The sequence below is a fragment of the Peribacillus sp. CSMR9 genome (genome assembly GCF_033141925.1).
Lineage (GTDB): Bacteria > Bacillota > Bacilli > Bacillales > DSM-1321 > Peribacillus > Peribacillus simplex_A.
Genome location: NZ_JAOPHO010000015.1, coordinates 26,093 through 49,750, shown reverse-complemented (window position 1 = coordinate 49,750; position 23,658 = coordinate 26,093). Strand labels below are relative to the sequence as shown.

At 40.1% G+C, this 23,658-nt stretch carries 23 protein-coding genes and 2 pseudogenes; 16 read left to right on the top strand and 9 right to left on the bottom strand.

Features of this window, described 5'->3' with window-relative positions; genetic code table 11:
* Positions 1 to 13: 13 nt before the first annotated feature.
* A pseudogene (eutC, locus tag N9I19_RS09985) lies at positions 14 to 766 on the top strand (ethanolamine ammonia-lyase subunit EutC); the annotation flags it as partial.
* 351 nt (positions 767 to 1,117) lie between these two features.
* Here eutC and N9I19_RS09980 read toward each other — a convergent pair.
* Positions 1,118 to 1,834, bottom strand: coding sequence for a DUF4261 domain-containing protein (locus N9I19_RS09980; RefSeq protein WP_289336937.1), 717 nt, complete (start codon positions 1,832 to 1,834; stop codon positions 1,118 to 1,120).
* Between the two features lie 261 nt (positions 1,835 to 2,095).
* Between N9I19_RS09980 and N9I19_RS09975 the strand changes: the two genes are divergently transcribed.
* Positions 2,096 to 2,815 (top strand): YebC/PmpR family DNA-binding transcriptional regulator, encoded by a 720-nt coding sequence (locus N9I19_RS09975; RefSeq protein WP_089362702.1) that lies wholly within the window; start codon positions 2,096 to 2,098, stop codon positions 2,813 to 2,815.
* Positions 2,816 to 2,914: 99 nt separating this feature from the next.
* Here the strand turns inward: N9I19_RS09975 and N9I19_RS09970 are convergent, their stop codons facing one another.
* The gene (locus N9I19_RS09970) at positions 2,915 to 4,321 is read right to left on the bottom strand and encodes a polysaccharide deacetylase family protein (RefSeq protein WP_317777685.1); all 1,407 of its coding nucleotides are present in this window, start codon (positions 4,319 to 4,321) and stop codon (positions 2,915 to 2,917) included.
* A gap of 185 nt (positions 4,322 to 4,506) precedes the next feature.
* Here N9I19_RS09970 and sigV point away from each other — a divergent pair, with 185 nt between their 5' ends.
* Together sigV and rsiV are read left to right on the top strand one after the other, a co-directional pair.
* On the top strand, positions 4,507 to 5,022 hold the full coding sequence (sigV, locus tag N9I19_RS09965) for an RNA polymerase sigma factor SigV (RefSeq protein ID WP_089362704.1): 516 nt from the start codon (positions 4,507 to 4,509) through the stop codon (positions 5,020 to 5,022).
* Entirely contained in the window at positions 5,007 to 5,876 is an 870-nt protein-coding gene (gene rsiV / locus N9I19_RS09960) for an anti-sigma-V factor RsiV (RefSeq protein WP_284469463.1), read from the top strand. Before sigV ends, rsiV begins: the two co-directional genes overlap by 16 nt.
* 104 nt (positions 5,877 to 5,980) lie before the next feature.
* On the opposite strand, the gene N9I19_RS09955 is transcribed toward rsiV, so the two are convergent.
* Positions 5,981 to 6,205, bottom strand: coding sequence for a hypothetical protein (locus tag N9I19_RS09955; RefSeq protein WP_284469464.1), 225 nt, complete (start codon positions 6,203 to 6,205; stop codon positions 5,981 to 5,983).
* Between the two features lie 329 nt (positions 6,206 to 6,534).
* On the opposite strand from N9I19_RS09955, the gene N9I19_RS09950 reads away from it, so the two are divergent.
* The 3 genes from N9I19_RS09950 (at position 6,535) to N9I19_RS09940 (ending at position 9,405) form a co-directional block, all read left to right on the top strand.
* A complete protein-coding gene (locus tag N9I19_RS09950; RefSeq protein ID WP_317777684.1) occupies positions 6,535 to 8,028 on the top strand; it encodes a peptide MFS transporter in 1,494 nt (497 codons plus the stop codon).
* A gap of 474 nt (positions 8,029 to 8,502) precedes the next feature.
* Complete coding sequence (locus N9I19_RS09945) at positions 8,503 to 9,012, top strand: MepB family protein (protein ID WP_317777683.1); 510 nt, start codon at positions 8,503 to 8,505, stop codon at positions 9,010 to 9,012.
* A 111-nt stretch (positions 9,013 to 9,123) separates the two neighbouring features.
* Positions 9,124 to 9,405 carry an alpha/beta hydrolase gene (locus N9I19_RS09940; RefSeq protein ID WP_317777682.1) on the top strand — a complete coding sequence of 94 codons (282 nt, stop codon included), beginning with the start codon at positions 9,124 to 9,126 and terminating at the stop codon, positions 9,403 to 9,405.
* A gap of 75 nt (positions 9,406 to 9,480) precedes the next feature.
* On the opposite strand, the gene bioA is transcribed toward N9I19_RS09940, so the two are convergent.
* From bioA to N9I19_RS09925, 3 genes are read right to left on the bottom strand one after another with little or no spacing between them, the layout of a single operon-like run.
* Positions 9,481 to 10,863, bottom strand: coding sequence for an adenosylmethionine--8-amino-7-oxononanoate transaminase (gene bioA / locus N9I19_RS09935; protein ID WP_317777681.1), 1,383 nt, complete (start codon positions 10,861 to 10,863; stop codon positions 9,481 to 9,483).
* On the bottom strand, positions 10,860 to 11,567 hold the full coding sequence (gene bioD, locus N9I19_RS09930) for a dethiobiotin synthase (protein ID WP_317777680.1): 708 nt from the start codon (positions 11,565 to 11,567) through the stop codon (positions 10,860 to 10,862). The genes bioA and bioD overlap by 4 nt, the downstream gene beginning before the upstream one ends.
* Positions 11,546 to 12,130, bottom strand: coding sequence for a biotin transporter BioY (locus tag N9I19_RS09925; protein WP_317777679.1), 585 nt, complete (start codon positions 12,128 to 12,130; stop codon positions 11,546 to 11,548). Before N9I19_RS09925 ends, bioD begins: the two co-directional genes overlap by 22 nt.
* A gap of 442 nt (positions 12,131 to 12,572) precedes the next feature.
* Between N9I19_RS09925 and N9I19_RS09920 the strand changes: the two genes are divergently transcribed.
* Positions 12,573 to 12,710 carry a hypothetical protein gene (locus N9I19_RS09920; protein WP_317777678.1) on the top strand — a complete coding sequence of 46 codons (138 nt, stop codon included), beginning with the start codon at positions 12,573 to 12,575 and terminating at the stop codon, positions 12,708 to 12,710.
* Positions 12,711 to 12,841: 131 nt separating this feature from the next.
* On the top strand, positions 12,842 to 13,807 hold the full coding sequence (bioB, locus tag N9I19_RS09915; RefSeq protein WP_221412444.1) for a biotin synthase BioB: 966 nt from the start codon (positions 12,842 to 12,844) through the stop codon (positions 13,805 to 13,807).
* Positions 13,808 to 13,864: 57 nt separating this feature from the next.
* Here bioB and N9I19_RS09910 read toward each other — a convergent pair whose 3' ends face one another.
* Positions 13,865 to 14,791 (bottom strand): substrate-binding domain-containing protein, encoded by a 927-nt coding sequence (locus N9I19_RS09910; protein ID WP_317777677.1) that lies wholly within the window; start codon positions 14,789 to 14,791, stop codon positions 13,865 to 13,867.
* Between the two features lie 131 nt (positions 14,792 to 14,922).
* Between N9I19_RS09910 and modA the strand changes: the two genes are divergently transcribed.
* On the top strand, positions 14,923 to 15,714 hold the full coding sequence (modA, locus tag N9I19_RS09905) for a molybdate ABC transporter substrate-binding protein (RefSeq protein WP_317777676.1): 792 nt from the start codon (positions 14,923 to 14,925) through the stop codon (positions 15,712 to 15,714).
* A 432-nt stretch (positions 15,715 to 16,146) separates the two neighbouring features.
* On the opposite strand, the gene N9I19_RS09900 is transcribed toward modA, so the two are convergent.
* Both N9I19_RS09900 and N9I19_RS09895 read right to left on the bottom strand, forming a co-directional pair.
* A complete protein-coding gene (locus N9I19_RS09900; RefSeq protein ID WP_317777675.1) occupies positions 16,147 to 16,431 on the bottom strand; it encodes a hypothetical protein in 285 nt (94 codons plus the stop codon).
* Positions 16,432 to 16,678: 247 nt separating this feature from the next.
* Positions 16,679 to 17,136 (bottom strand): annotated as a pseudogene (locus N9I19_RS09895) (COG4705 family protein); the annotation flags it as partial.
* 354 nt (positions 17,137 to 17,490) lie between these two features.
* Between N9I19_RS09895 and N9I19_RS09890 the strand changes: the two are divergent.
* The 6 genes from N9I19_RS09890 to uptA all read left to right on the top strand — a co-directional run bounded on the left by N9I19_RS09890 (position 17,491) and on the right by uptA (position 23,016).
* Positions 17,491 to 18,189, top strand: a complete 699-nt coding sequence (locus N9I19_RS09890; protein WP_089362718.1) for a response regulator transcription factor — start codon at positions 17,491 to 17,493, stop codon at positions 18,187 to 18,189.
* 3 nt (positions 18,190 to 18,192) lie between these two features.
* Positions 18,193 to 19,554 (top strand): ATP-binding protein, encoded by a 1,362-nt coding sequence (locus N9I19_RS09885; protein ID WP_284469473.1) that lies wholly within the window; start codon positions 18,193 to 18,195, stop codon positions 19,552 to 19,554.
* Between the two features lie 35 nt (positions 19,555 to 19,589).
* Positions 19,590 to 20,291, top strand: a complete 702-nt coding sequence (locus N9I19_RS09880; RefSeq protein ID WP_284469474.1) for a polysaccharide deacetylase family protein — start codon at positions 19,590 to 19,592, stop codon at positions 20,289 to 20,291.
* Positions 20,292 to 20,309: 18 nt separating this feature from the next.
* On the top strand, positions 20,310 to 20,921 hold the full coding sequence (locus tag N9I19_RS09875; protein ID WP_125161241.1) for a DedA family protein: 612 nt from the start codon (positions 20,310 to 20,312) through the stop codon (positions 20,919 to 20,921).
* Positions 20,922 to 21,138: 217 nt separating this feature from the next.
* Entirely contained in the window at positions 21,139 to 22,305 is a 1,167-nt protein-coding gene (locus tag N9I19_RS09870) for an MGDG synthase family glycosyltransferase (RefSeq protein ID WP_317777674.1), read from the top strand.
* 108 nt (positions 22,306 to 22,413) lie between these two features.
* The gene (gene uptA, locus N9I19_RS09865) at positions 22,414 to 23,016 is read left to right on the top strand and encodes an undecaprenyl phosphate transporter UptA (protein WP_289336945.1); all 603 of its coding nucleotides are present in this window, start codon (positions 22,414 to 22,416) and stop codon (positions 23,014 to 23,016) included.
* The last annotated feature ends 642 nt before the right edge of the window (positions 23,017 to 23,658 follow it).

Sequence of the window (23,658 nt, the reverse complement as noted above, 5' to 3'; positions counted from 1 at the left end):
AGTGGATGATATGGGAATGAAAGATCCGAATAATAAAGAAGAATTGGATGCCTTGATAGCGAAAACCCCTGCCCGGATAGGGATAGGCAGATCGGGTACACGTCCTAAAACGGATTCTTGGCTGAAATTCCGTTTTGACCATGCGGCGGCCGTTGATGCTGTATATGGTGAAGTGAGTGAAACTCTATTGAAACGCTTGGATTTATTCAAGGTGAAAACGAAGGCCGATGATAAGGAAGTCTATTTACGGCGTCCGGATTATGGCAGGAAGCTGTCGGACGAAGCAAAGCGAATGATCGAAGCCAAATGCATAAAGGGCCCAACGGTCCAAATCATCATTTCCGATGGCTTAAGTGCCAAGGCGATCGAAGAGAATGTGGAGGACGTCTATTTATCTTTCAGACAATCTTTGGCAGCGGCAAAATTGGATGCAGGTACACCGTTCTATATTGAAAAGGGCCGGGTTGCCGTGATGGATGATATTGGAGAAATCCTTAGGCCTGAGGTCATTGTCCTGTTGATCGGCGAACGGCCCGGTCTTGTCAGTGCTGAATCATTAAGCGCTTATATTTGCTATAAACCTTGTTTGGGCATAATCGAAGCAGAGAGGATGGTCATTTCCAACATTCATAAAGGCGGCATCCCGCCCGTTGAAGCGGGTGCACATCTTGGCACGGTCATTCAAAAGATCCTTAAATACCAAGCGAGCGGCATGTCACTCGTGAAGAAAGAACATGAAGAAGAAAAGAGTGAAAAATTCGGTTGAACCCCTAGTGTCTAAAAAAGGAAGTTCGGATGGTCTCTTTCCTGACGATCATTAAGACTAGGTCGTTGATTTCCTCTCCAGGCACTCGCTTTATATGTTTTTTTATTGTTTTATGAATCCGTTATTGGATGGAAGAAATATGCGACACACCTGCCGAAAAGCTGGCTAGCTGAGACCCCACAGGCGCTTGCGCCGAGGAGGCTTGGCAGACAGTCGGCGGAAAGGGAGCGGATTTCTGAAATCAATCGGAACGTTTTTAAAATAAAAAACACCCCGTAAATGTTAGTTTGGTGTCTATCATTTACGGGGCAGTTCGAATTTGTCTAAGTCTGGGAGGAGCAAATCGTTCCTCTATTTACTTGTCCCTAAATTCCACAATCCAAACGGGTTGTAGAAGGGATGGTCTTCTTCATATCTAAAGTCCTGAAGGCCTGTCAATATAAAGTCGGGGGCATCTTGTTGTATGCTAAAGGTTTCGCCAGTTGTAAAGAGAGGCCGTTCACCTAGATGGTAATAATTAAATGTGTTAAGTAAAGAAGCCGCCTCTTTCGGACTCATTGTGTTAAGTGTCACGGCATCTGGAAGCCCAAAGGCTTTCATTCCGAATGAACAATAATAATCTTCCTCTCCGATGATCGTGGCAAAATGGGCATATACCGAGAGAATATCGGGGCTTTGATGAAGCTTTTGCCAATCTTCCTTAGAATGGGCAATGCCAGCTGTTTCTATTTTCACTGCCATTCCGCCTGCCCTAAGGATTGCCGCCCCAGCATCGATCAAGTCCGTAACATTTCCGGTATCGGCTATTATATAAACGGTAAAGGTATGTTCATTAATTTCCGCTAATAATCTCTCTGAAAAGGCATCTTTACTGGCGTAAGAAAAGGTCTCTTTTAAAGTGGGTTCATAATCCTGGATTTCTGCCTGAAAAGTTATGTTCTTATCCTTGTTATGAAAAATATTCCCTGCTAACAGGTACCCTTCGCTTTGGGAAGCGACCGTTTGAATCAATTCTGCCCGGTCCTTCCACTTTCCGGGTATCCCGATGATGATTTGGTTTTCCGTCATGAATCATCTCTCCTTTCCGATCAATTCATACTATACCACTCTTGATGTCACCATAGCATTTTATAATATATAGCGCCAACCCGCTGAGTTAATGCGAGTGAGGGATGTACAGGACTTTTTCAAACTTATACAATTGATGTATAATATAATCTAGTAAACGTATAGCCTATCTTCAAAGGAATTTCCGTAATTGGTTTTCTCGTGGGGCAGTATCTTAATAATCTAATCGGTATATTCAATGATGAAAGAGAGTGGAATATAATGGGTCGTAAGTGGAATAACATTAAAGAAAAAAAAGCGTCAAAAGATGCAAATACAAGTCGGATTTATGCTAAGTTCGGACGGGAAATATATGTAGTGGCGAAACAAGGTGAACCAGATCCGGAATCCAACCAGGCATTAAGGGTCGTACTTGAGCGTGCGAAAACGTACAATGTTCCCAGAGCGATCATTGACCGTGCGATTGAAAAGGCTAAAGGCGGTTCGGAAGAAAGCTATGACGAACTTCGTTATGAAGGATTCGGTCCAAATGGATCAATGGTCATCGTGGATGCATTGACAAACAATGTGAACCGGACGGCATCTGATGTACGTGCCGCATTCGGGAAAAATGGCGGGAATATGGGTGTCAGCGGTTCTGTTGCTTATATGTTCGATGCAACGGCTGTCATCGGGATTGAAGGTAAAACGGCTGATGATGTGCTTGAACTGTTAATGGAAGCGGATGTTGATGTACGTGACATCATTGAAGAAGAAGAAGCGGTCATCGTTTATGCTGAACCTGAACAATTCCATGCTGTGCAACAAGCATTCAAGGATGCGGGAATCACCGATTTTACAGTGGCAGAGCTGACGATGCTTGCACAAAATGACCTAACCCTTCCAGAAGATGCACAGGTACAATTCGAAAAGATGATTGATGCATTGGAAGATTTGGAAGATGTGCAACAAGTTTATCATAATGTAGATCTTGGTGAATGAAAAAATGGGCAGACCTTTGCTATATGATCAAAGGCCTGCTTATTTTATCTGATGCAAAAGAGCCTGTTTTGAATGATGAAACAGGCTCTTTCCTTTTGATTATTCATTTATGACGATTCCGGAAAGTTCACGGTCTTTCTTTACCCTTTCCATTTCCGAAATAGTGACCAGCTGATACCCTTTGTCATGCAGTTGTTTGATGATTTTTCCTGCAGCTTCGGCGCTAGTTTGATAGATATCATGCATTAATATGACTCCGCCGTCTTTGGCTTTACTCATCACTTTGCTCACGATTTTCTTTTCATTGCGGTCTTTCCAATCTTCGGGATCGACATCCCAGAGTGTGACTTCCATATCCTCCATGTATTCACGCACATTACCGTTAATCGCTCCATATGGGGGACGGACGAGACTTGGCTCAGAACCTGTAGCTTTTTCTACAGCGTCTTGGGTCTGTTCGATTTGACTCTTGATTTTGTTCTTGCTTAAACGAGTCAGCTGCGGATGATCCCATGAATGGTTGCCGATCTCATTTCCTTGTTCAAGCATTTTTTGCAGAACTTCCGGATAGTGCTGTACACGGCTTCCAAGCACAAAGAAGGTCGCGTGTGCATCATACTTGTTCAGGTCTTCAAGAATTGACATGGTATGAATTGGATGTGGCCCGTCATCGAACGTCAAGGCAATGACCTTTTTTGATGGGTCAATCCATTCATTTTGCACGGGCAGTTTAGCGACGATATGTTTCGGCTGCCATTCCTTTACACGATCCTCATTCAATTCTTTACTTTTATATGAATCTAGCAAGCTATCGTTAAAAAGTTCCTTCTTGATGGCTATTGTATGTGTCTTAGTTGAATCATCAGTCTTAACGTAGAATACAAGCGTATTTTTCAAGACTGAAAAAAAATCGAAGTTGGCCGCCTTCAGTTTGTTTTCCTTCTTAATAAGACTCTGTGAAATGCCTTCTTCTTCCTTCTCGGTTAACTCTTCAAAAACAATATCGGATAAAACGGATAAATAATCAGAATCCGTGGCAAAGATGTCTTCTATAGAGAGCTTTTGCTGAGATGGAATATCATAAGTGAAGATCCGGGATTCGGACTGCTTCTTTCCTTCCACTTGTTCATATTTATCGAAGGAAATGGTAATGGTCTGCTGGCTGAAATGAAGGATCGTGTATGTGAGGTTAAGCTCGGATGCTTTTCCGTCGGATGCTTTCCATCTTTTTTCATAATCTTTAATTTCTTTCTTTATGTAAGCTTCTAGTTGCTTGTCGATATTTTCTATATGCAAAACGGGTCTGCTTGCCGAATAACCGCCTTTCGTATTATCTTTCAAATACGTTTGAATATCAGCTTCCGGGTAATTTTTATCGTTTGTATAGGCGGAAACGGTTCTCTTCTTATCAAAAGCAAGGCTTTTGATGGCTAACCCCACCGTTCCCACTGCAGCTATTAGACAAAATAGAAAAATAAAGACTTTTTTATAATTTAGTTTCCTCATGTTGCACTCCACCTCGATAATCATTCTACTATATAGACGCGCCAAAAGCCTTAAAAGTTTGTAAAAATTTTCATTTTTTTATTTATAAATATTTCCTTGTTCATTTTCAAACTTTTATGGCTGCACGAACGTCTATCCTTTGTACCTAGGATACGTAATTTAAATGTAAGGAGCTCTATCATGCAATGAAAAATCTAGATATGAATCAATTAATAACGGCCCGGATAACCGAACGGCAAGACAATTTGTACAGACTTGCTTTTTACTATGTCAAAAATCAAGAGGATGCGCTTGATATCGTGCAGGAATCGATTAGAAAAGCACTTGCCTCCAGCAACAAAATAAAAGACGCTGCTTCTATAGATAGCTGGTTATATAAGATCATAGTCCGAACGTCACTTGATGTTTTGCGGAAGAAAAAGAAGCTGACAGTCGCCGATGACGAAACAATAGAATACTTACGCAGCGGAGAGGAAGATCACTACCCCGACCTGGATTTACAAAAGGCCCTGGAAGGACTTTCGGTCAAGTATAAAACAGTAGTCGTTCTTCGTTTCTTTGAGGACCTGAAGTTGGAAGAGATAGCGGAGGTTCTGGAAGAGAATGTAAGCACGATTAAAACGAGATTATATAAAGCGCTGCAACTATTGCGGATCAACATGACTGAACGGGAGGAAACGAAAAGATGGAAAAAAAATTAAAAGATCTGCGGGAAGAGTATCTTAAAACACCGATCCCTAAAGAATTGAATGATGTCGTTCAAGCAGCTTTGAATGAAAAGCCCAGGAAGAAGCCAAGGGTTGGAAGGAATATCCTGGTGTCTGCGGCTGCAGCGCTTCTGATAGTGACAGCTTCCGTAAACATCAGTCCGGCAGTGGCAAAGGCCATGAGTGATATTCCGATAGTCGATAAGGTCATTAAAGTGATTACCTTCGTCGAGTGGAAAGAGGATGTGAATAATTCCTCGGCCGTGATCAAAACACCTGCAATTTCCGGACTGGAGAATAAACAGCTTGAAAATAGCCTGAATGATAAATACTTATCGGAAAGCAAGCAGCTCTACAAGGAATTCACGGACTCCATGTCAAAACTGAAGGAAGGGGAAAAGGGCAATATGTCGGTGGAAAGCGGATATGAGATATTGACAGATAATGAAACGATATTATCCGTACAGCGCTATACGGACACGATTTCTGCTTCCAGTTCTACAGAAAGTCAATTCGATACAGTCGACAAGAAAAACGAAGTGCTTTTAACGTTAAATAGCCTATTTAAAGATGATCGTTATCTTCAGGTGATCAGTAAGAACATCAAGGAACAGATGAAGCGGCAGATGGCTGAAGATCCGGAAAAGATATATTGGGTCGAAGATGATGATTTTACTGCATTTAAAGGCATTGATGAAAACCAAAACTTTTATATAAACAAAGATGGCAAGCTAGTCATCGCCTTTAACAGCTATGAGGCCGCCCCAGGGTATATGGGGGCCGTCGAGTTCATCATCCCGACAAAGGTGCTTTCAGAATTACTTGTGGGTGATCAATATATCCATTAAATGAACTTATTTGTAATGTCCGTTAATTATACTTATGAAGGGCGAGGGGTTTATAAAACGAGAACTCACAAAAACCATTAAAAAGACGAACCAATGTTACTTGACTACAGTAACCTTGGCTCGTCTTTTTTTTCATCAAATTTCATCTGATCCAGTTCCAGCCTCATTTTTTCCGTTTCAATAAGGAAGTTCGCGTGTTTAAGTTTTTCGAGTTCCAATTCGTCTTTAATCATATTATGTTTGGTTTTTGCCTGTTTTTCGAAATGGCTTGTTAGGATTCCAATAATGGGAATGGAAAATATCATTACAACGGTTACTAACCCTATCATATTTGTGCCTCCTCATTTTTTTGTTATTTCTATTATACGGTGTATATAACGGTTTTGGCTGGTTTTTTTCAAGGTTCGCAATTTCCCTCTGGTAACCAAACTGTTATCAAACGTAATACATGGGTAAAGTTAGGGCAATATATCATTCATGGAAGCTTCCTTTTAGACTAAATTGATTGGGTGTTTTTTTTTAGGAGGATTTTAGTGTGAATTGCTTTGTTTAATAGCTATTATTATTTATTTTGAAATCAATTATTTAAATATATTAAATATTTGTTTACAACAGAAAAAATAAAAGTTATCATACAATAATAAAAGGAGGGCTAGGTATGGCAACGATAAATAAACAGAAAATTGTGGATAGTGTACCCCAAAAAGGTTTTTTTGGAAACCCAAAAGGACTATTCACCCTTTTCTTTACTGAGTTCTGGGAGCGTTTCTCCTATTATGGCATGAAGGCCATTCTTGTTTACTATATGTATTACGAAGTTTCTAAAGGGGGACTAGGTCTTGATGAACACACAGCCCTTGCCCTAGTATCCATCTACGGATCTTTAGTATATATGTCCGGTATAATTGGCGGATGGCTTGCCGATAGGATTTTCGGGACTTCAAAAGCCGTATTTTACGGTGGTATTTTGATCATGCTCGGGCATATTGTCCTTGCTGTACCAGGCAGTCTCTCCATGTTCTTTGTTTCCATGGTACTCATTGTTCTGGGTACTGGTCTATTAAAACCGAATGTTTCCAGCATTGTAGGGGAAATATACGCGGAAAATGACGATCGCCGGGATTCCGGTTTCAGTATATTCTATATGGGTATCAACATGGGTGCATTCCTTTCACCGTTTCTTGTAGGTACAGTCGGAATGAACTACAGCTTCCACCTTGGTTTTGGGCTGGCGGCAATTGGTATGTTAATTGGGCTCATCGTCTTTGTTGCAACAAAGAAAAAGAACCTGGGCCTAGCTGGAACTCTTCCTGCTAACCCATTATCACAAAATGAAAAGAAAATCGTATTCACTAAATTGGGAATAGCTGCATTGATTTTAGCTGCCATCATCGGCATCACTGCCACTAAAGGTATCTTAACGATTAAAACCTTTATTAATCTTGTAGGTATTCTAGGGATCCTTATTCCGACCCTTTATTTCATTTTCATGTATCGCAGCCCTAAAACAACTTCTGTTGAACGTTCACGATTGATAGCCTATATTCCTTTGTTCATAGCAGCTGTCATGTTCTGGGCAATTCAAGAGCAAGGTGCAACTATATTAGCAAATTATGCAGACAAACGGACACAGTTGAATTTTGCTGGAATGCAAATAAACCCGGCATGGTTCCAATCATTGAACCCTTTGTTCATCATTACCCTTGCACCAGTATTCGCATGGTTATGGATTAAACTAGGAAAGCGCCAGCCGACCATACCGCAAAAATTCTCAATAGGTCTACTGTTCGCCGGTTTATCATTCCTGGTGATCCTGCTTCCTGTTTATTTCGGTGGATCAGACTCTTTAGTCAATCCGCTATGGCTTGTACTTAGCTATTTCCTTGTAGTGCTTGGAGAACTTTGTTTATCCCCTGTTGGACTTTCAGCAACTACAAAATTGGCTCCAGCTGCATTCTCGGCACAAACGATGAGCCTGTGGTTCCTGGCAAGTGCAGCAGCACAAGCACTAAACGCACAAATCGTCAGATTCTACACTCCTCAAACCGAAATGGCTTATTTTGGAGTGATCGGCGTTGCTTCAATAATCCTTGGACTGGCCCTGATGGCCTTATCACCAAAGATTCAAGGTTACATGAAAGGCATTCGCTAACACTTAGCCAGCAGTAAGGAAAAAAGGAATGGACTATATAATGAAGATGACCTCGAATTAAACGGGGTCATCTTTTTTATTGGCTCTTTTCAGTAAAGATTGTTGTTTTTAAAACGAAACTATTTAAGGTTGATTGGAGCGGAAGTGCGAGACCCCTGCGGGAGCAGCGGGACAGGTGAGACCCCACAGGCGTTTACGCCGAGGAGGCTCACCGCCCGCCCCGCGGAAAGCGAGCATCTGGAGGGGAAATCAACCACAACTCACTACCTGGTAAATAGCAACAAAGTATGTGAAAACAGCCTTTTTATTACAATGATTTTGGCACCTTGCTTTTTCGCATTGTAATAGTATCGACCGTGCCAGATTGATTACATACCATTTTTACCAAAAAATTGATATGATGTTTTAGCAGCCTCATAGTTTATGCTTAAAAAACCAATGAAGCTTCATTCCAAAGTAAATAGGAGTAGCGAAATGAATAAATTTTATAGAGCTTTAACTCATGTAAACAAAATAGTTTATGAACCTAATCATCTGTCTATAAAATCAATTCAAGAAGAATATCAAAATTCCGAATACGGAGCTGGAACATTTCACTTAAATGCAAAATCGGTTCGATTTAGAGTCGCAAAAATAACACCCAATAAAGTGGGACAGTTTGTTGCGTTTTGGGAAAAAGACGAAAATGATAAAAATCAACCCTTTGCATATGAAAATTCTCCTGATTTATTGGTCATCAATACCTCAATGAGTAATGACCATTTTGGGCAATTTATTTTCCCGAAAGAAATTCTCGTAAAACAAAATGTCCTTAAAACGCAAAATGTAAAAGGGAAAATGGCAATAAGGATTTATCCTATTTGGGATAATCCAATTAGTAAACAGGCAATAACGACTCAAAAGTGGCAACTACCTTTTTTTGTTGATTTGAGTCATGCGAATAAGTTACCCATACAAAAAATTTTAGAACTATATTCTATGTGAAATTTCCATGTAGGAACCACTTAGCTATCAATGATTCATGAAGAGGCTGATAGGGGCGAGTTTTTTTATTTAAATATCTCACTAAACTTTTCAAATAGACAGGAGGTAAGAATGAAACGTTTACTTGGAATATGCATATCCCTGCAAATGACTTTCGTTCTGCTTTTCATCACGGGGATTCTCCCAAAGTTGAATTCATATGTTGGAGCCTGCATTTATTTGATCATTGGGTTTGCAAGTCTGATGATCAGCTTATATTTAGCAGGTAAAAAATTTCTCTTGGGCATTTCGTTTATTGCCATCATCTTTTCCGTGCTTATCATTTGTTTCACCATTTTCATTTATTTCTTGCCTGAAGCCGGGATGCCGCCGGAAATCCCTTTGTTTGAATAGGTGAGTTCATCCAAAATTCAAGCGAAAAAAGGGCATCTCATTGAGGTGCCCTTTTTAATTCAACATCTTTTTGAATCAGTTTGCTGCTGGAATCAATCCTTTATGAATGGAGACTTCCTGGATGGCACGGTAGACCGTTTCGACCATGAAATCGAGTTCCTTTTCTGACATGGAAAGGATCGGCATCATCGTGATGACTGGACCAAGTTCCCTGATGATCAGGCCATTTTCCCGTGCTGTATGGATGATCCCGGAAATGACGTTCTCTTGGAGGGTGAACGTTTCTTTTGTTTCACGGTCTTTAACGATTTCCACTCCAATCATGAAGCCGCGCTGGCGAATATCGCCGACGATCGGAAGTTCGTATAGCGCTTGCAGTCTTTCGGATAGGTATTTTGATTTTTTCTGGATGTCTTTAATGAGATTCCGGCTTTCCATTAGCTCGATATTCTTCAGGGCCAGTGCACAGGCTAGCTGATTTCCTGTATAGGTGTGGCCGTGATAGAAGGTTTTATGTTCTTCCCGTTCTCCCAAAAAGGATTGAAAGACCTGCTCGTTCATGATGGTGGCTGCGAGTGGCATATATCCCCCAGTGATCCCTTTGCCCATACACATGATATCAGGGACGACATCTTCCTGCTCGCAGGCAAACATCGTACCGGTGCGACCGAACCCTACGGCCACCTCGTCACAAATTAGGAGGATATCGTACTTCTTGCATAATTGTTCAACTTCTTTCAAAAAGCCCCGGGGATGGGTTATGATACCTGCCGCCCCCTGCACAAGCGGTTCGATGATCAATCCGGCAATTTCCTCTGATTGTTCCTGCAGCAACTTCTCCAGTTCCTTCAAGCAATGGTTTTTCACTGCTTCTTGATCTCCATATTCAGTCATGTGATAGGCATATGGTGTAGGGGCGGAAATCCGTTGAAATAAGAGGGGCTTAAAGATTCTATGGAATAGATCCATTCCGCCCACACTCACAGCACCGACAGTATCGCCATGGTATGCTTCGTCAAGGGAGATGAATTTGTTTTTATTCTGATGCTTGACGGGATCGATATTCTGCCAATATTGATAAGCGACTTTAAGGGCGATTTCCACAGCGGCAGATCCCGTGTCAGAGTAGAAGACTTTCGATAAATGACCAGGAGTGATCTCTGCCAGTTTCTTTGCCAGTAAGATCGATGGTACATTTGCAGATCCCAATAGCGTGGAGTGAGCGACTTTATTCACTTGTTCAATAAGGGCTCCGTTTAATTCCGGCTCGTTATGTCCGTGCACATTCACCCATAATGAAGCATAGCCGTCCAAATAGCGTTTGCCATCCACATCAATCAGATAGCTGCCTTCGCCGCGCTCGATGATCAGCGGTTTACTTTCCCGATACGTTTTCATTTGCGTGAACGGGTGCCATACATATTCCTTATCCCATTGTTCTAAATCCTGACTGTTCATGCTTTGAACACCTCTTTCAATTGTTGGGTATAATTTTGGTCACCAAGTAAATCAAGGATGCAGATCCTCAAATCTTTTCTAACATCGGCCAGTGTCGGAATGCAGGCGAGCCCCTTCAGCCCTGTCAGCTTTTCAATGGTTTCGATATTGTCTTGATGAATCCGATCCTCTGGCCGGTAATGATTATACAAAATGTTTTTAACGCATATATCATGGATTTGGGCATAAGAATGGGTCGTCACGACATTATGAATCGCCCCTAAACCGCTTGTGGATACGAATACGACAGGCATGCCGCAATCCCTTATGAAATCCGTCGTCATATAGAAACCTTCCGTGCGTTCAATGAGCGGAACAGCCAATCCGCCTGCTCCTTCAACTAATACGATGTCATACATTTCCTCAAGTTCATGAACCCTTTCCACGACTTTCTTCTCATCGATTAGACTCCCGGTTAATTTAATCGCCAAATGTGGAGAGGTTTCGGGCTCCAGTGTGTAAAACCCTGATTCCTTTACACCGAGTTCCTGCTCAAACCAAGAAATATCCGGGTATGTATTCGTTTCCTCATTGATTCCTGTTTGAAATGGCTTGAATATCGTGACGGTTTTTCCAAACGTTTGAAGAGAAAGATAAAGTGCACTCGTGACGATGGTCTTTCCAATATCCGTGCCAGTTCCGGTTATAAAGTAGGCTTGGCCCATGGATGATTCAGCTCCTTTACGTTTATGTATCTTGCAATTCGCGGACGTACTTGTTGAATGATGACAGCACATAGAATGCACAGCAGTAAATCACCGGGTACCGGTAATAAGAAGCCGTAAAGAATCGTTTGGTTGATTGAAAGCGGCGTTTCCACAATCCACTTCATTGCACCATACAGCCATATGCAGCCGAAGAAGTAAACGGTCAGCAAAGAGGCAGCGTTAGCAAGGAATATGGAACGAATCGTGGAGAGGGAAAACCGGTTGATCAGCCACCCGTTTACATAGGCTCCCAGAATATATCCGAGCAAATAGCCGAAAGTGGGTTTGAATATATAGCCGATTCCCCCGCCTTCAGCAAACACTGGCAACCCGATAAGTCCGATCAAGACGTAGCATAACTGACTGAGCATCCCAAGCCGGGGCCCCAGCAATGCGCCTGCCAAATAGACTGCCAGAATTTGCAGTGTGAATGGTATATAAGGGATAGGTATTTTAATAAAGGCGCCAATTGCGGTTAACGCAGTAAAAAGGGCCACATAAGAAATCGTTCTTGCTTTCAAGGTTTTCACCACCTTTTTTAGAAATGGCAGGCAAATTGCCCACTATTAGTTTGCCTGATTTCTATTTTATATGTCAACTAATTAATATTTAGGTTAACATATAAAGTGCATGCCTTCTCAGTTTTTCAAGGACAAACTAGGAAAATATTGAAAAATAGCCATTGAATAATATTTTGTTTGTATGGTATTATTCATCCATATGTTAACTATAAACTATTTTAGTTAACATATTAAGTGAATTGGAGGTTGGTTATTGCCCATTTATTTCACTTAATGCTCCGTTACCAGTCATTTTCTGCCATTCCAAATGCAAAGCATTATGGTCTGTGATGCAAATGTGACTGGTGGGGAACTTCCGAACATTTTGGTTTGAAGGGAAAGATGGATATCGAAATGGGGACACCCTAAAAAAGCGGTAGCAGCAGAAGGTGGGATAAATCGCATGAAGCAGGTCTTTGTAGACGATCTCTTTAGAGTCGGAGCGTTAGCTTTCACTTTATCTGCAGGTGTCGGGAGGGAAGCATCGATTCTTGCCCGGGCCAAGCTCCTTTCCAAGGAAGTACATAAGCACGGGATCTAGGCACCAGCATTCGTATCGATTGGAACTTCGCGAGTTCTTCGTAATTAATCGCGGCAGATTCATGGAAAGAAATAGACAACATTAAAAGAAAAGAGGGATTGGATTTGGAAACATTAGTAAGGGATTGGAAGATGTTAGCGGAGAGCGTGATTAAAGGATATAAAGTTACGGCCGAAGAGGCATTATCAATCGTACAAGCCCCAGATGGCGAAGTTTTGGAAATTTTGAATGCAGCATATCTCATACGCAAGCATCATTATGGAAAAAAGGTCAAATTGAATATGATCATCAATACGAAATCAGGATTATGTCCCGAAGATTGTGGCTACTGCTCGCAGTCAATCGTGTCGGAAGCCCCGATCGATAAATATGCATGGCTGACTAAAGAAAAGATTGTCGAGGGAGCGCAAGAATCAATCCGTCGTAAAGCGGGTACATATTGCATTGTTGCTTCTGGCCGTCGTCCGACCAACAGGGAAATTGATCATGTCATTGAAGCGGTAAAAGAAATCCGTGAAACGACGGATCTTAAAATCTGCTGCTGTTTAGGTTTCCTGAATGAGGAACATGCCGGCAAACTAGCAGAAGCGGGCGTTCATCGCTATAACCACAACTTGAATACATCACAGGAAAACTACAGCAATATTACATCAACACATACATATGAGGACCGGGTAGATACAGTCGAAACTGTGAAAGATGCGGGAATGTCCCCATGTTCAGGTGCCATTTTCGGTATGGGGGAATCTGCTGCGGAAGCAGTGGAAATCGCTCTATCCTTACGCAGCCTTGATGCGGATTCCATTCCTTGTAATTTTCTCAATGCAATTGACGGAACGCCTCTTGAGGGAACTTCCGAGTTGACCCCCACTAAATGCCTGAAACTGATTTCGATGATGAGATTCGTCAACCCGAGCAAAGAAATCCGTCTGGCCGGCGGTCGTGAGGTCAATCTCCGTTCCATGCAGCCAATGGCACTTTATGCAGCCAATTCCATCTTCGTCGGAGATTATTTAACGACAGCTGGTCAAGAACCAACGGCGGATTGGGGAATCATCGAAGACCTGGGGTTTGAAATCGAAGAATGTGCTCTTTAGGAAATAGGAAAAAAAGAAAAGTAAAAAGGAAGGCTGCTGTTACAGTAGCCTTCCTTTTTAAAATGTCTCGTGAATGATCGAGCCTGTCCTGGAAATATCATAATCACCTAAAGCATCGATTTCCGCTTGAAATGGATTCGAGGATAAAATTCTTTTGACGATTTTTATGATATGCTCGTTTTTCGGAGTTTTTAATAGAACAAGGTCATAACGTTCCGTTATCAATGGAATGAAGTCGACTCCGACTATTTTTGCCGCTTTTTCAATTCCAACGCCAACATCCGCAATACCTGATGAAACAGCTGATGCGACACTTAAATGGTTGGTTTCCTCATTTTCATACCCCTTAAGGCTTTTAGGCGGAATCTTATGGATCTTTAGCTGCTCATCTAGAAGGATTCTTGCACCAGATCCTCTTTCCCTATTGATGATGGTCAAGTGATCCTTGTTTAAATCATTCCAAGTGGTGAGATTGAAAGGATTCCCTTTTTTAACATATAAACCTGCTTTCCTTGAAACGAGATTAAATAAAATATAAGGATAGCCAACCAAGATCTTTTTTATATATGGAAGATTATACTCACCCGTATCTCCATCAAACATGTGCATACTCACGATGTCGGAATCGCCATTGTACATGGATATAAGCCCGCTTAAACTCCCTGTGTTCGATCGTAATGTTTTATGGCCGGAATCCTTCTCGATGTACTGCCCCAGTATATCCAAAACCATGTCCTGACCGCTGATGACAAGGGTTGGTGTGCCCTTCTCTTCGTTCCGATTGGGTTCGGCGATAGGACCCGGGGATGTAAGGGACTTACTGTCAGTGATATATTTCTCTAAGTCCTTTGCATCCATTCTCATTTGCCTGCCCACACGGAATACAGGCAGTTCCCCTTTTTTAACAAGATCATATATTGTCAATTTAGATACTTTTAAAAGCTGTGCCACTTCTTCGATTGTATAGGATAGCTCCTGCGACATGTGCATCCCTCCGTCCTTATTGTATCTTAGTGCCCTTTGAAAAGTACATTCATAGATAAATAGGAAATATTAGATTAACTAGTTATAATTAGATATAAATAGTTATAACTGGTTAGAAAGGAAGAGCGATTTTGAAAAAAATATACTTTATGGTTTTTTCGATTATGCTGCTTGTGACAGTGGGGACAGGGTGTTCAAATGATGAAGCGGAAAACACAGAAATGAAGGCGGGGCAAGTGGAATTGACGGTTTCCGCAGCTGTAAGTTTGCAAGATGCTTTAAATGATATAAAAGATTCATTTGAAAAAGAGAATGTAAATGTGAAAGTTAATTATAACTTTGGAGCCTCGGGAGCTCTTCAGCAGCAAATTTCCCAAGGCGCACCTGTGGACCTGTTTTTCTCAGCTGCTGAAGATAAATTTGATAAATTAGTAGATGAAGATCTTATTGAAGAGAAAAACGGGATCGATTTAGTCGGCAATAAACTGGTGCTGGTGGTGCCAAAGGATTCCGATAAGGCAATGGAATCATTGGAAGACCTAAAAAAGGCTACTAAAATTTCGATCGGTACGCCAGAGTCTGTACCGGCAGGGCAGTATGCGAAACAAACATTGGAAAACATGAATCTCTGGAAAGAGGTTGAAGATAGATTGATATATGCCAAGGATGTCCGGCAAGTGCTTACATATGTGGAAACAGGAAACGTGGACGCGGGACTCGTTTATAAAACGGATGCCATGAACTCATCAAAAGTTGATATCGTTGCAACAGCCAAGGAGGATTTACACGATCCGATCATTTATCCGGTAGGAATAATCAATAATAGTTCACACCGAAAGGAAGCACAGCTATTTTACGACTATCTTCAAAGTGTAGATTCTGACAAGGTTTTTGAAAAATATGGATTTGAAGATTTGGACTAATTCCGCTGTTTCGTTAATCGATTAGCGTTTAAATAATGATACAACATTGGTGTAATAGGGTGATAGGTGATCTATCCCCTTTGTTTATTTTTTAGGCTCTTTTCGTAAAGATTGTTGTTTTTAAAACGAAACTATTTAAGGTTGATTGGAGCGGAAGTGCGAGACTCCTGCGGGAGCAGCGGGACAGGTGAGACCCCACAGGCGTTTACGCCGAGGAGGCTCACCGCCCGCCCCGCGGAAAGCGAGCATCTGGAGGGGAAATCAACCACAACTCACTACCTGGTAAATAGCAACATAGTATGTGAAAACAGCCATTTTTTAACTGATTTCAGAGGTTAGAAAAAGCCCTAATATAGGTGCCTTAGAGTTTAATTTTTATTATATTTTTTTGGCATCCTAACTATGTTCTCGGGGGGGTATTTATCTTTGGTTTTAAGTGCCCCATACATATTCAGGATTAAATTCGCTTGGAAGAAGATCTGTTTTTTTGTAAGTTACGGGTTTTTCATTCTGCATAGTTATAGTTTTTTCTTTGTTCATTTCTAACGTTAGAAATGAAGTCTTATTTGAATCTTCACTATAGATTATAGCAGTTACCTTATTTCCGGTGGATTCGGTTAACTGTAAATGCTTTATGACTTTCTCTTTTCCCTTTTTCGGGATTTTTTGCAGTATATACTTGTCAGCACCTTTAATGTCGCTGCTGCCATTGATCATTATTAAAATTCATCATTTGTCCAACCGCCCGTCATATGATACTTTGGTGCGCTGAAAGAAGGCTCTTTGTTCTGTTGTGTAGCACTTGAACCTGGTTTTGTTGAGGTACGTCCGCTTCTTCCATATAATCTTGCCAAATATGACGTATCACTACTTTTTGATGGTCTTTACTTTCGGTACACTTTGACAAAAACGGACATGTCACACAAATGTGCTTTGGTGAAAAACACAGTGCAGACCTCCATTAGCCGATATCGAGACCTTCTGCTATGAGGTCACCAGCTGCTGTACCCAAGGCGAAAGTGAACAAGATGGCTAACCAGTAGAACGCTTCTCGTTTAGATGTGTAGATAGTGTGAATGGACAGCGTCTTCTCACTCGCATACCAAGCCGCAAACGTCGCAAGCATTGCGATTGTGAAGATGATAGTTGCCGTCACCAGACTGACCCCGAGATTGTCCACAGATTGTCCACAGATTGTCGGTAATTAGCGTGCCTACAACGCTAATCAAGTAAACCCTTGGCACATACTTACTCGCTTTGAATTGGAAGAAAAGAGTTATGATCAAAAGGACACTCATTATTAAGGTAGTGTTGGTCAAGCCCAAGTTCAGATTTTCGTTCAGGAAGTTTGCAGCGGTCTCCAATGATGACTTCAGGAACCTTGTTCAACATCTGACGCCCGATGGGGACCTTTTGCATCATTCATTATTGAATCCTCCTGATCTTTTCTTGTTTGAACCTCATTGGCAAGTTCTGCTGTTCCCTGGAGACTATATAGCAATTCAACCTTAACGCAACTTGAAAAAAGAATTAAAAATCAATTAAAAAGCGAAATAAAAAGCAAAATAATGCTAAATTGAAGGAAGAGCGTTTCAAGAATAATTGGAAACGATTAAAATACAGGACTTTGGAGCAAATATAAAGGGGATTGAATTATTTAGCGGAGGACAATTTTTTCGTGTTTAAGATGCAAGTAATATTCCTGGCTAAATTCGATAAACAATACATGAGGGTGTGAACTCCTTGCCATATACTACTCAAGTAGGAGGGTTTTAAATGAAACAGCGTATTCTGGTTGTAGAAGATGAAATCCAGATAGCGACGATATTAAAGATAGAACTCGAATATGAGGGGTATGAAGTGCTTCTTGCCCATACCGGCAAGTCGGGGTTGGAAGCTGCATTACAAGAAAAATTAGATTTAGTACTTTTAGATGTTATGTTACCTGAGCTGAATGGCATTGAAGTTTTAAGAAGGATCCGAAATGAGAACTCATTACTGCCAATCATCCTCTTAACAGCTCGCAATATTACAATGGATAAGGTAGCAGGACTAGATCAAGGGGCCAATGACTATATAACGAAGCCCTTTGAAATCGATGAGTTATTGGCAAGAATACGTTCAGCTATACGTCATAATTCAATAACTGCCAATGCTTTGAGAGAAGAGGAAACGATCTTATCAATAAAAGATTTATTCATTAATCTCGATACTAGAGAGGTTAAGAGGGGGGATTCTTCCATAGCGTTAACCCCAAAGGAATTTGATTTACTCATTTATTTACTATCCAATAAAAACAAAATCGTGACGCGGGAAAATATCCTGATGAATGTATGGGGTTATGAGTATGAAGGGGAGACAAATGTAATCGATGTGTATATCCGCCATTTAAGAAAGAAAACGGAAGAAGGTTTTTCTGACCCGACAATCATTCAGACGGTAAGAGGAATTGGTTATACTGTAAGGGAGAAATAAGTAATGAAAATTACAACAAAAATTAACCTGATTACTACGGCTTGGATACTCTGTGTGTTGGTTGCGGTCAATGCTGTTGTATTTTTTTCGTTTATGAAGATCACTGTAAATATGGAAGAGGATGTATTAATTCATAAAGCGCAAAATGTCATTGCTGAAATACATATGGATGATACGCCCCATGAATTAAACAAAAAATTAACCACATATTTGACGAATCATTCATTTATAAGGATCATTCAACCTGATTCTAAAATCAGTAGCGAAGTGTCCAGCGACCATTATTTGCTTACGAAATTTAAAGGGGAATTTTCTACTAAACAAGAATCGCATAGAAGCACAATTAAACAAGAGCATAAAGAAGAACAAATATTAATCGTTAGGGTTCCTATCCAATCCAAAGGTAAAGTTGTTGGAACTTTAGAAATCGGAGATAGATTACTAGGTCTGGAATTAGGGAAGGATGTATTACTTTCCATACTCACATTTTGTACCCTATTAGGGGCGGGGCTATCGCTGCTAGGCGGCAGGTGGTTATCGAGTGTAATTATGAGACCAATTTCCAATATGATTAATACGATGGAGGATATTGAACAAAGCGGTATTCCGAAAAAAATCATCATCCAACAGGAAACAAAAGATGAACTGCAAAAAATGGCTGTTACTTTCAATCGGATGATGAACAGGTTGGATGTGAATTTGGAAAAACAGAAGCAATTCATTTCAGATGCTTCACATGAAATAAAGACTCCGCTAACGATAATAAAGAGTTATGCCGATCTCTTGCGCCGCCGCCGGATAAAAAGCGAAGAAAAGGCATTGGATGTTATAAATGTAATTCATTCAGAGGCAACCCGAATACAGAAAATGACGGAAAGGCTGCTGGAATTAGCCGATACGGAAATGGAAAATTCTTTAGATATTAAATCAGTGAATATAATAACTTTATGCGCGAACGTGTTTAAACAATTCAAAGAGGTCTATGGGCGAGAAATAAATTTTCATTATCAAGAAGATACCATTATGATTACAGCAGATGAATTGAAGATAAAACAGGTGATTATTATCCTTTTAGATAACGCAATCAAATATAGTACAGACAAAATTGATGTGTATGTAGAGGATCAGTTATACTCTACGGTCATACGGGTAAAAGATTATGGGATTGGTATTCCTGAGCATGAAATGGAAAATATCTTCGAACGCTTTTACCGGGTGGATAAGGCTAGAAGCCGGGAGACAGGCGGAACAGGGCTAGGTTTGTCGATAGCCAAAAATATAATGAATCAACATAATGGGGAAATTAAAGTGGCAAGTATCGACGGAATAGGAACAGAGGTGGTATTATCCTTACCGAAAAGGTAATTTGCTGCTAAATACAAGAATGAGGTGTTCTGTGAGTGACACATATAGGGATAATTAGTCTGAGTATCATAGTATTGTTATTTCTAATTTATTCGATTTTTCCTACTGTAATTATTCGTGTATGCAGACTGGGAATTACCAATAAAAACAAGAGGAATACTGGGATAGCCCTTACTTTTGATGATGGCCCTAACCCTGAATATACTACACAATTACTTGATCTTTTAAAAAAGTACGAGATAAAGGGTTCGTTTTTTGTTGTGGGCAGTAAAGTGAAAAATAACCCTGATATCATTAAACGAATGCATGAAGAGGGACATACAATTGGAATCCATCATTTTGATCATATTTCAAGCTGGATCCTCTCGCCCTTTCAGTTATCGAAACAGTTGAGTATGACGGAAAAGGCGATAATGGAATGTACGCATGAAAAAGTCACTTTTTATAGGCCTCCATGGGGCCATTTTAATATTTTTACGAAAATAGCCAGCAAGAAATATAAAGTGATCATGTGGTCAGACATTTTCGGAGATTGGAAAGTGGAAACATGCAGGAATGACCTGCTTAATCAATTGCGGACAACCTCAACAGAAAATTCGATTCTCCTGCTCCATGACTGTGGGGAAACCTTAGGGGCGGATAAAGAAGCACCGCGATATATGATTGAAGTATTGGAAATTTACCTAGAGGAAACCATAAAAAAGGGAACACAATTTATTACATTAAAAGACTTATAACTGATTCGAGGGGACTTTATGAACATAGATAGTATCCTGCATTTTATTGACTTATATGGATATCTTATCATATTTCTTTTTTTATTCATGGGCATTGTGGGGATTCCCGCTCCAGAAGAATCTCTTCTATTTCTAATCGGAGTCCTGATTGGGCAAAATAAGCTCTCATTTGGTTTAGCCGTGCTCAGTGCATTTCTCGGAGCCTTCATAGGGATGCTTATCGCTTATGTATGTGGGAAATACGTTGGGTATCCATTTATAAAAAAATATGGGAAATACGTGGGCATTACCAATGATCGCTGGGAGAAAGTACAGAAAAAGTATATGAATAATACAAAAAAAACGATCGTGTTTGGATTTTATTTACCTGGAATAAGACAAATCAGTCCGTATTTCGCAGGAATCAATAACATTCCCCTGTTCAAATTTATTCTCTTTTCCATGTTAGGCACGTTTCTCTGGACTGTCCCTCTTATAGTCGCAGGGTATTATATAGGTAATGCCTTTCATATAAACCCGGAATATGTTCCACTTTTAGGTGTCGTTTTCTTAGTCTTTTTACTGATATATACTTTTATCAATTATATGAAGAGGAAAAAAAAGAATAAATTACCGTCCCGATTGGATTAACCAATGTACTATAATTGGTTCCTAATCGGGCTATTAAGTTTAGGGACTAGGGCTTATGATACCATGAACATATCATTAAAAATTGATTAAAAAGAAAGGTTTTAACAAAAACAGTGATATATTGTAAGGGGAAAAAAGATTTTGAACATACAAATGGACTTTTTTCTCAGTACGTATCCATCGATTAAAAGAATGATTTCTATAGGGGATGACATATATGAAGAAGGTTTTGTTTTTACCTCTCTTCCGCATGCAGTCGGGACATCATCAAGTTGCAGAGGCCTTAATGGATTTGTTAAAAAAACATACAAACGGAGTCATTTTGAAAAAAGTGGATCTGCTAAGTTATACGAATAATTCTTTAGAAAAAATGATAACGACGGGATATTTGAAATGGATTCGTTATGCACCTGAAACCTATAATCTCGCCTACAAAAACCTTTTTTACGTTAACTCAAAAAAGGAACGTCCATTTAAATGGTGTCAACATATATTCTTGAAGAAAATGGAACAATTGATAGATGAGGAAAATCCTGACTTAATTGTGTGTACACACGGATTTCCTTCCCAACTCTTAAGCCAGTTAAAATTAAAAGGGAAATGCAGTGTCCCAATTATCAACGTGTATACGGATTTCTTTATTAATAATGTCTGGGGAAGCAAAGGGATTGATTTTCACTTTATTCCAAGTCAAGAATTGAAAGAAAAGCTATTAAGCAAGAATCAAATACCGAAACATAGTATAATGGTGACTGGTATTCCTGTGCATGAGGAAATCACTAAGAAGGCCAGTGGTTTAAAAAACACCGATCGGCCCAAAGTTTTAATCTCGGGAGGAAATAGTGGCCTGGGCGGGATATTGAATTTAGCTGGTGAGTTAAAGAAATCAACCAACTTTGATTATTTTGTACTTTGTGGCAACAACAAAAAGCTATTTGATGAGATCAAAACATGGGATTTAGCTCATATTAAACCATTACCGTATATTTCATCAAGATCGGAAATGAACGAACTTTATGAAGAAGTGGATGTAATCGTTTCGAAACCAGGTGGTGTCACCATTAGTGAAGCACTTCGAAAAAGGCTTCCGATTTTTGTCCATTCGATGCTCCCGGGACAGGAGGAAATAAATCTACAGTATTTAAAAGACAATAACCTTGTATTTGAAATCAATCGCAAATTATCATTTGAAAAACAAATGCTTAATATATTAAAGGACCATAAAAAAATGGATCAATGGGATAAATCCATCGAAACCTATCAAAAGGAAATGGAATGGGAAAACCCTGAGGAAATGGTGGGCATTATGAAATCGATTCTTAACCTTAAACAAGTCAATAAGCCATCCTATCTCACAAATCAGTCAAAAGTTATTTATAGCTAAGGGTCATTCTATTATCCGTGTCGCCAGTGTCCCATTAACAAGTGGAGTTAATAACAACATTTGTGATCCGTTTTGAGAAAAGCGAAAATGAAAGAGAGAAGTTGAATTATGAACGACTTTATCCAAACTATTTTACTTACACTCATGGATTATGGGTACCTAGGAATTACCCTTGGTCTTATGATTGAAATTATTCCAAGTGAGATTGTATTATCCTATGGTGGCTTTTTAGTTTCCCAAGGTAGCATAAGTTTTGTTGGGGCGGTTATTGCTGGAACGATTGGAGGAACTATCGCCCAAATATTTGTTTATTTAATCGGATATTATGGTGGAAGACCATTTTTAGAACGATATGGAAAGTATATATTCATTCACAAAAAACATATCGAACTAGCGGAATCTTGGTTTACTAACTATGGGCCAAGCGTGATTTTTACGGCTAGGTTCATACCGGTTGTCAGACATGCTATTTCGATTCCAGCAGGGATTTCTAAGATGTCCTTAATGAAATTCACGAATTATACGCTACTAGCTGTACTTCCGTGGTCTATACTTTTTGTATTCCTCGGGATGAAATTAGGAAGCAATTGGGGACAGATTAACGAGATGGCCAAGCCATATATCCAGCCAATCGCAGTGGTGGCGGTTCTCATTATTGCCGGAATGATCATTCGTGGATTCATGAAAAAAAAGAAAAGCAAAGTCTCATGAAGATTATGGATTAGCCCGCAAAGGTAACCAAGATCGCTAAAACATTGGAATGTCATGAGTTTAATGTGAAACCAAGAAATACGAATATAGTTAATCCCACGCATTCTGATTAATCTTTTTTCAGAATGCGTGGGATTCTTTTATGATTGAATCAATGTTTAATTTAACTTTATTTCAAACTTTAAAATCCTTCTGAAAGATACCCCACTTAACTCACCGCTCTTCCATTGAGAAATACGACCGCGCACACTGGTTACAGCGCATAAAGTAAAGCCATATGTCGTTTCAAGCCAACTCCATGCTTTACGAGCTTGGTTGTTCGGGACACAGTGAGTCAGCAATAAAGATAATAATAGCGCTAATCAGGCCGGATTCTCCTTTCCAAATCTCAGAGTGATTTCATATGCTGCATCGCAAGCTAACGTCATTTTTTAAAAAAATGTTAGCTTGTTTTTTTTGTCATATTTGGAGATCATCCTATATTGGATTATTTCGTAAGCTTATTTCGTTTTTCGGAACAGGAATAATCGTCAGGTTTTTAGACTGCTGTCGGTTTGGGAGTATAGCTTGGACACCTGAAACAATTGAGCAGTTGTGGCGTTCGCGGGCTTGGTGCCCTAAATATTTTTCGCCAAAACATGC

Bases quoted from the DNA above. Each gene is read 5' to 3' on its own strand.
- N9I19_RS09980 (WP_289336937.1), bottom strand. From the start codon at position 1,834: ATGACGGAAAACCAAATCATCATCGGGATACCCGGAAAGTGGAAGGAC.
- N9I19_RS09975 (WP_089362702.1), top strand. From the start codon at position 2,096: ATGGGTCGTAAGTGGAATAACATTAAAGAAAAAAAAGCGTCAAAAGAT.
- N9I19_RS09970 (WP_317777685.1), bottom strand. From the start codon at position 4,321: ATGAGGAAACTAAATTATAAAAAAGTCTTTATTTTTCTATTTTGTCTA.
- sigV (WP_089362704.1), top strand. From the start codon at position 4,507: ATGAAAAATCTAGATATGAATCAATTAATAACGGCCCGGATAACCGAA.
- rsiV (WP_284469463.1), top strand. From the start codon at position 5,007: ATGGAAAAAAAATTAAAAGATCTGCGGGAAGAGTATCTTAAAACACCG.
- N9I19_RS09955 (WP_284469464.1), bottom strand. From the start codon at position 6,205: ATGATAGGGTTAGTAACCGTTGTAATGATATTTTCCATTCCCATTATT.
- N9I19_RS09950 (WP_317777684.1), top strand. From the start codon at position 6,535: ATGGCAACGATAAATAAACAGAAAATTGTGGATAGTGTACCCCAAAAA.
- N9I19_RS09945 (WP_317777683.1), top strand. From the start codon at position 8,503: ATGAATAAATTTTATAGAGCTTTAACTCATGTAAACAAAATAGTTTAT.
- N9I19_RS09940 (WP_317777682.1), top strand. From the start codon at position 9,124: ATGAAACGTTTACTTGGAATATGCATATCCCTGCAAATGACTTTCGTT.
- bioA (WP_317777681.1), bottom strand. From the start codon at position 10,863: ATGAACAGTCAGGATTTAGAACAATGGGATAAGGAATATGTATGGCAC.
- bioD (WP_317777680.1), bottom strand. From the start codon at position 11,567: ATGGGCCAAGCCTACTTTATAACCGGAACTGGCACGGATATTGGAAAG.
- N9I19_RS09920 (WP_317777678.1), top strand. From the start codon at position 12,573: ATGAAGCAGGTCTTTGTAGACGATCTCTTTAGAGTCGGAGCGTTAGCT.
- bioB (WP_221412444.1), top strand. From the start codon at position 12,842: ATGTTAGCGGAGAGCGTGATTAAAGGATATAAAGTTACGGCCGAAGAG.
- N9I19_RS09910 (WP_317777677.1), bottom strand. From the start codon at position 14,791: ATGTCGCAGGAGCTATCCTATACAATCGAAGAAGTGGCACAGCTTTTA.
- N9I19_RS09900 (WP_317777675.1), bottom strand. From the start codon at position 16,431: ATGATCAATGGCAGCAGCGACATTAAAGGTGCTGACAAGTATATACTG.
- N9I19_RS09890 (WP_089362718.1), top strand. From the start codon at position 17,491: ATGAAACAGCGTATTCTGGTTGTAGAAGATGAAATCCAGATAGCGACG.
- N9I19_RS09885 (WP_284469473.1), top strand. From the start codon at position 18,193: ATGAAAATTACAACAAAAATTAACCTGATTACTACGGCTTGGATACTC.
- N9I19_RS09875 (WP_125161241.1), top strand. From the start codon at position 20,310: ATGAACATAGATAGTATCCTGCATTTTATTGACTTATATGGATATCTT.
- N9I19_RS09870 (WP_317777674.1), top strand. From the start codon at position 21,139: ATGAAGAAGGTTTTGTTTTTACCTCTCTTCCGCATGCAGTCGGGACAT.
- uptA (WP_289336945.1), top strand. From the start codon at position 22,414: ATGAACGACTTTATCCAAACTATTTTACTTACACTCATGGATTATGGG.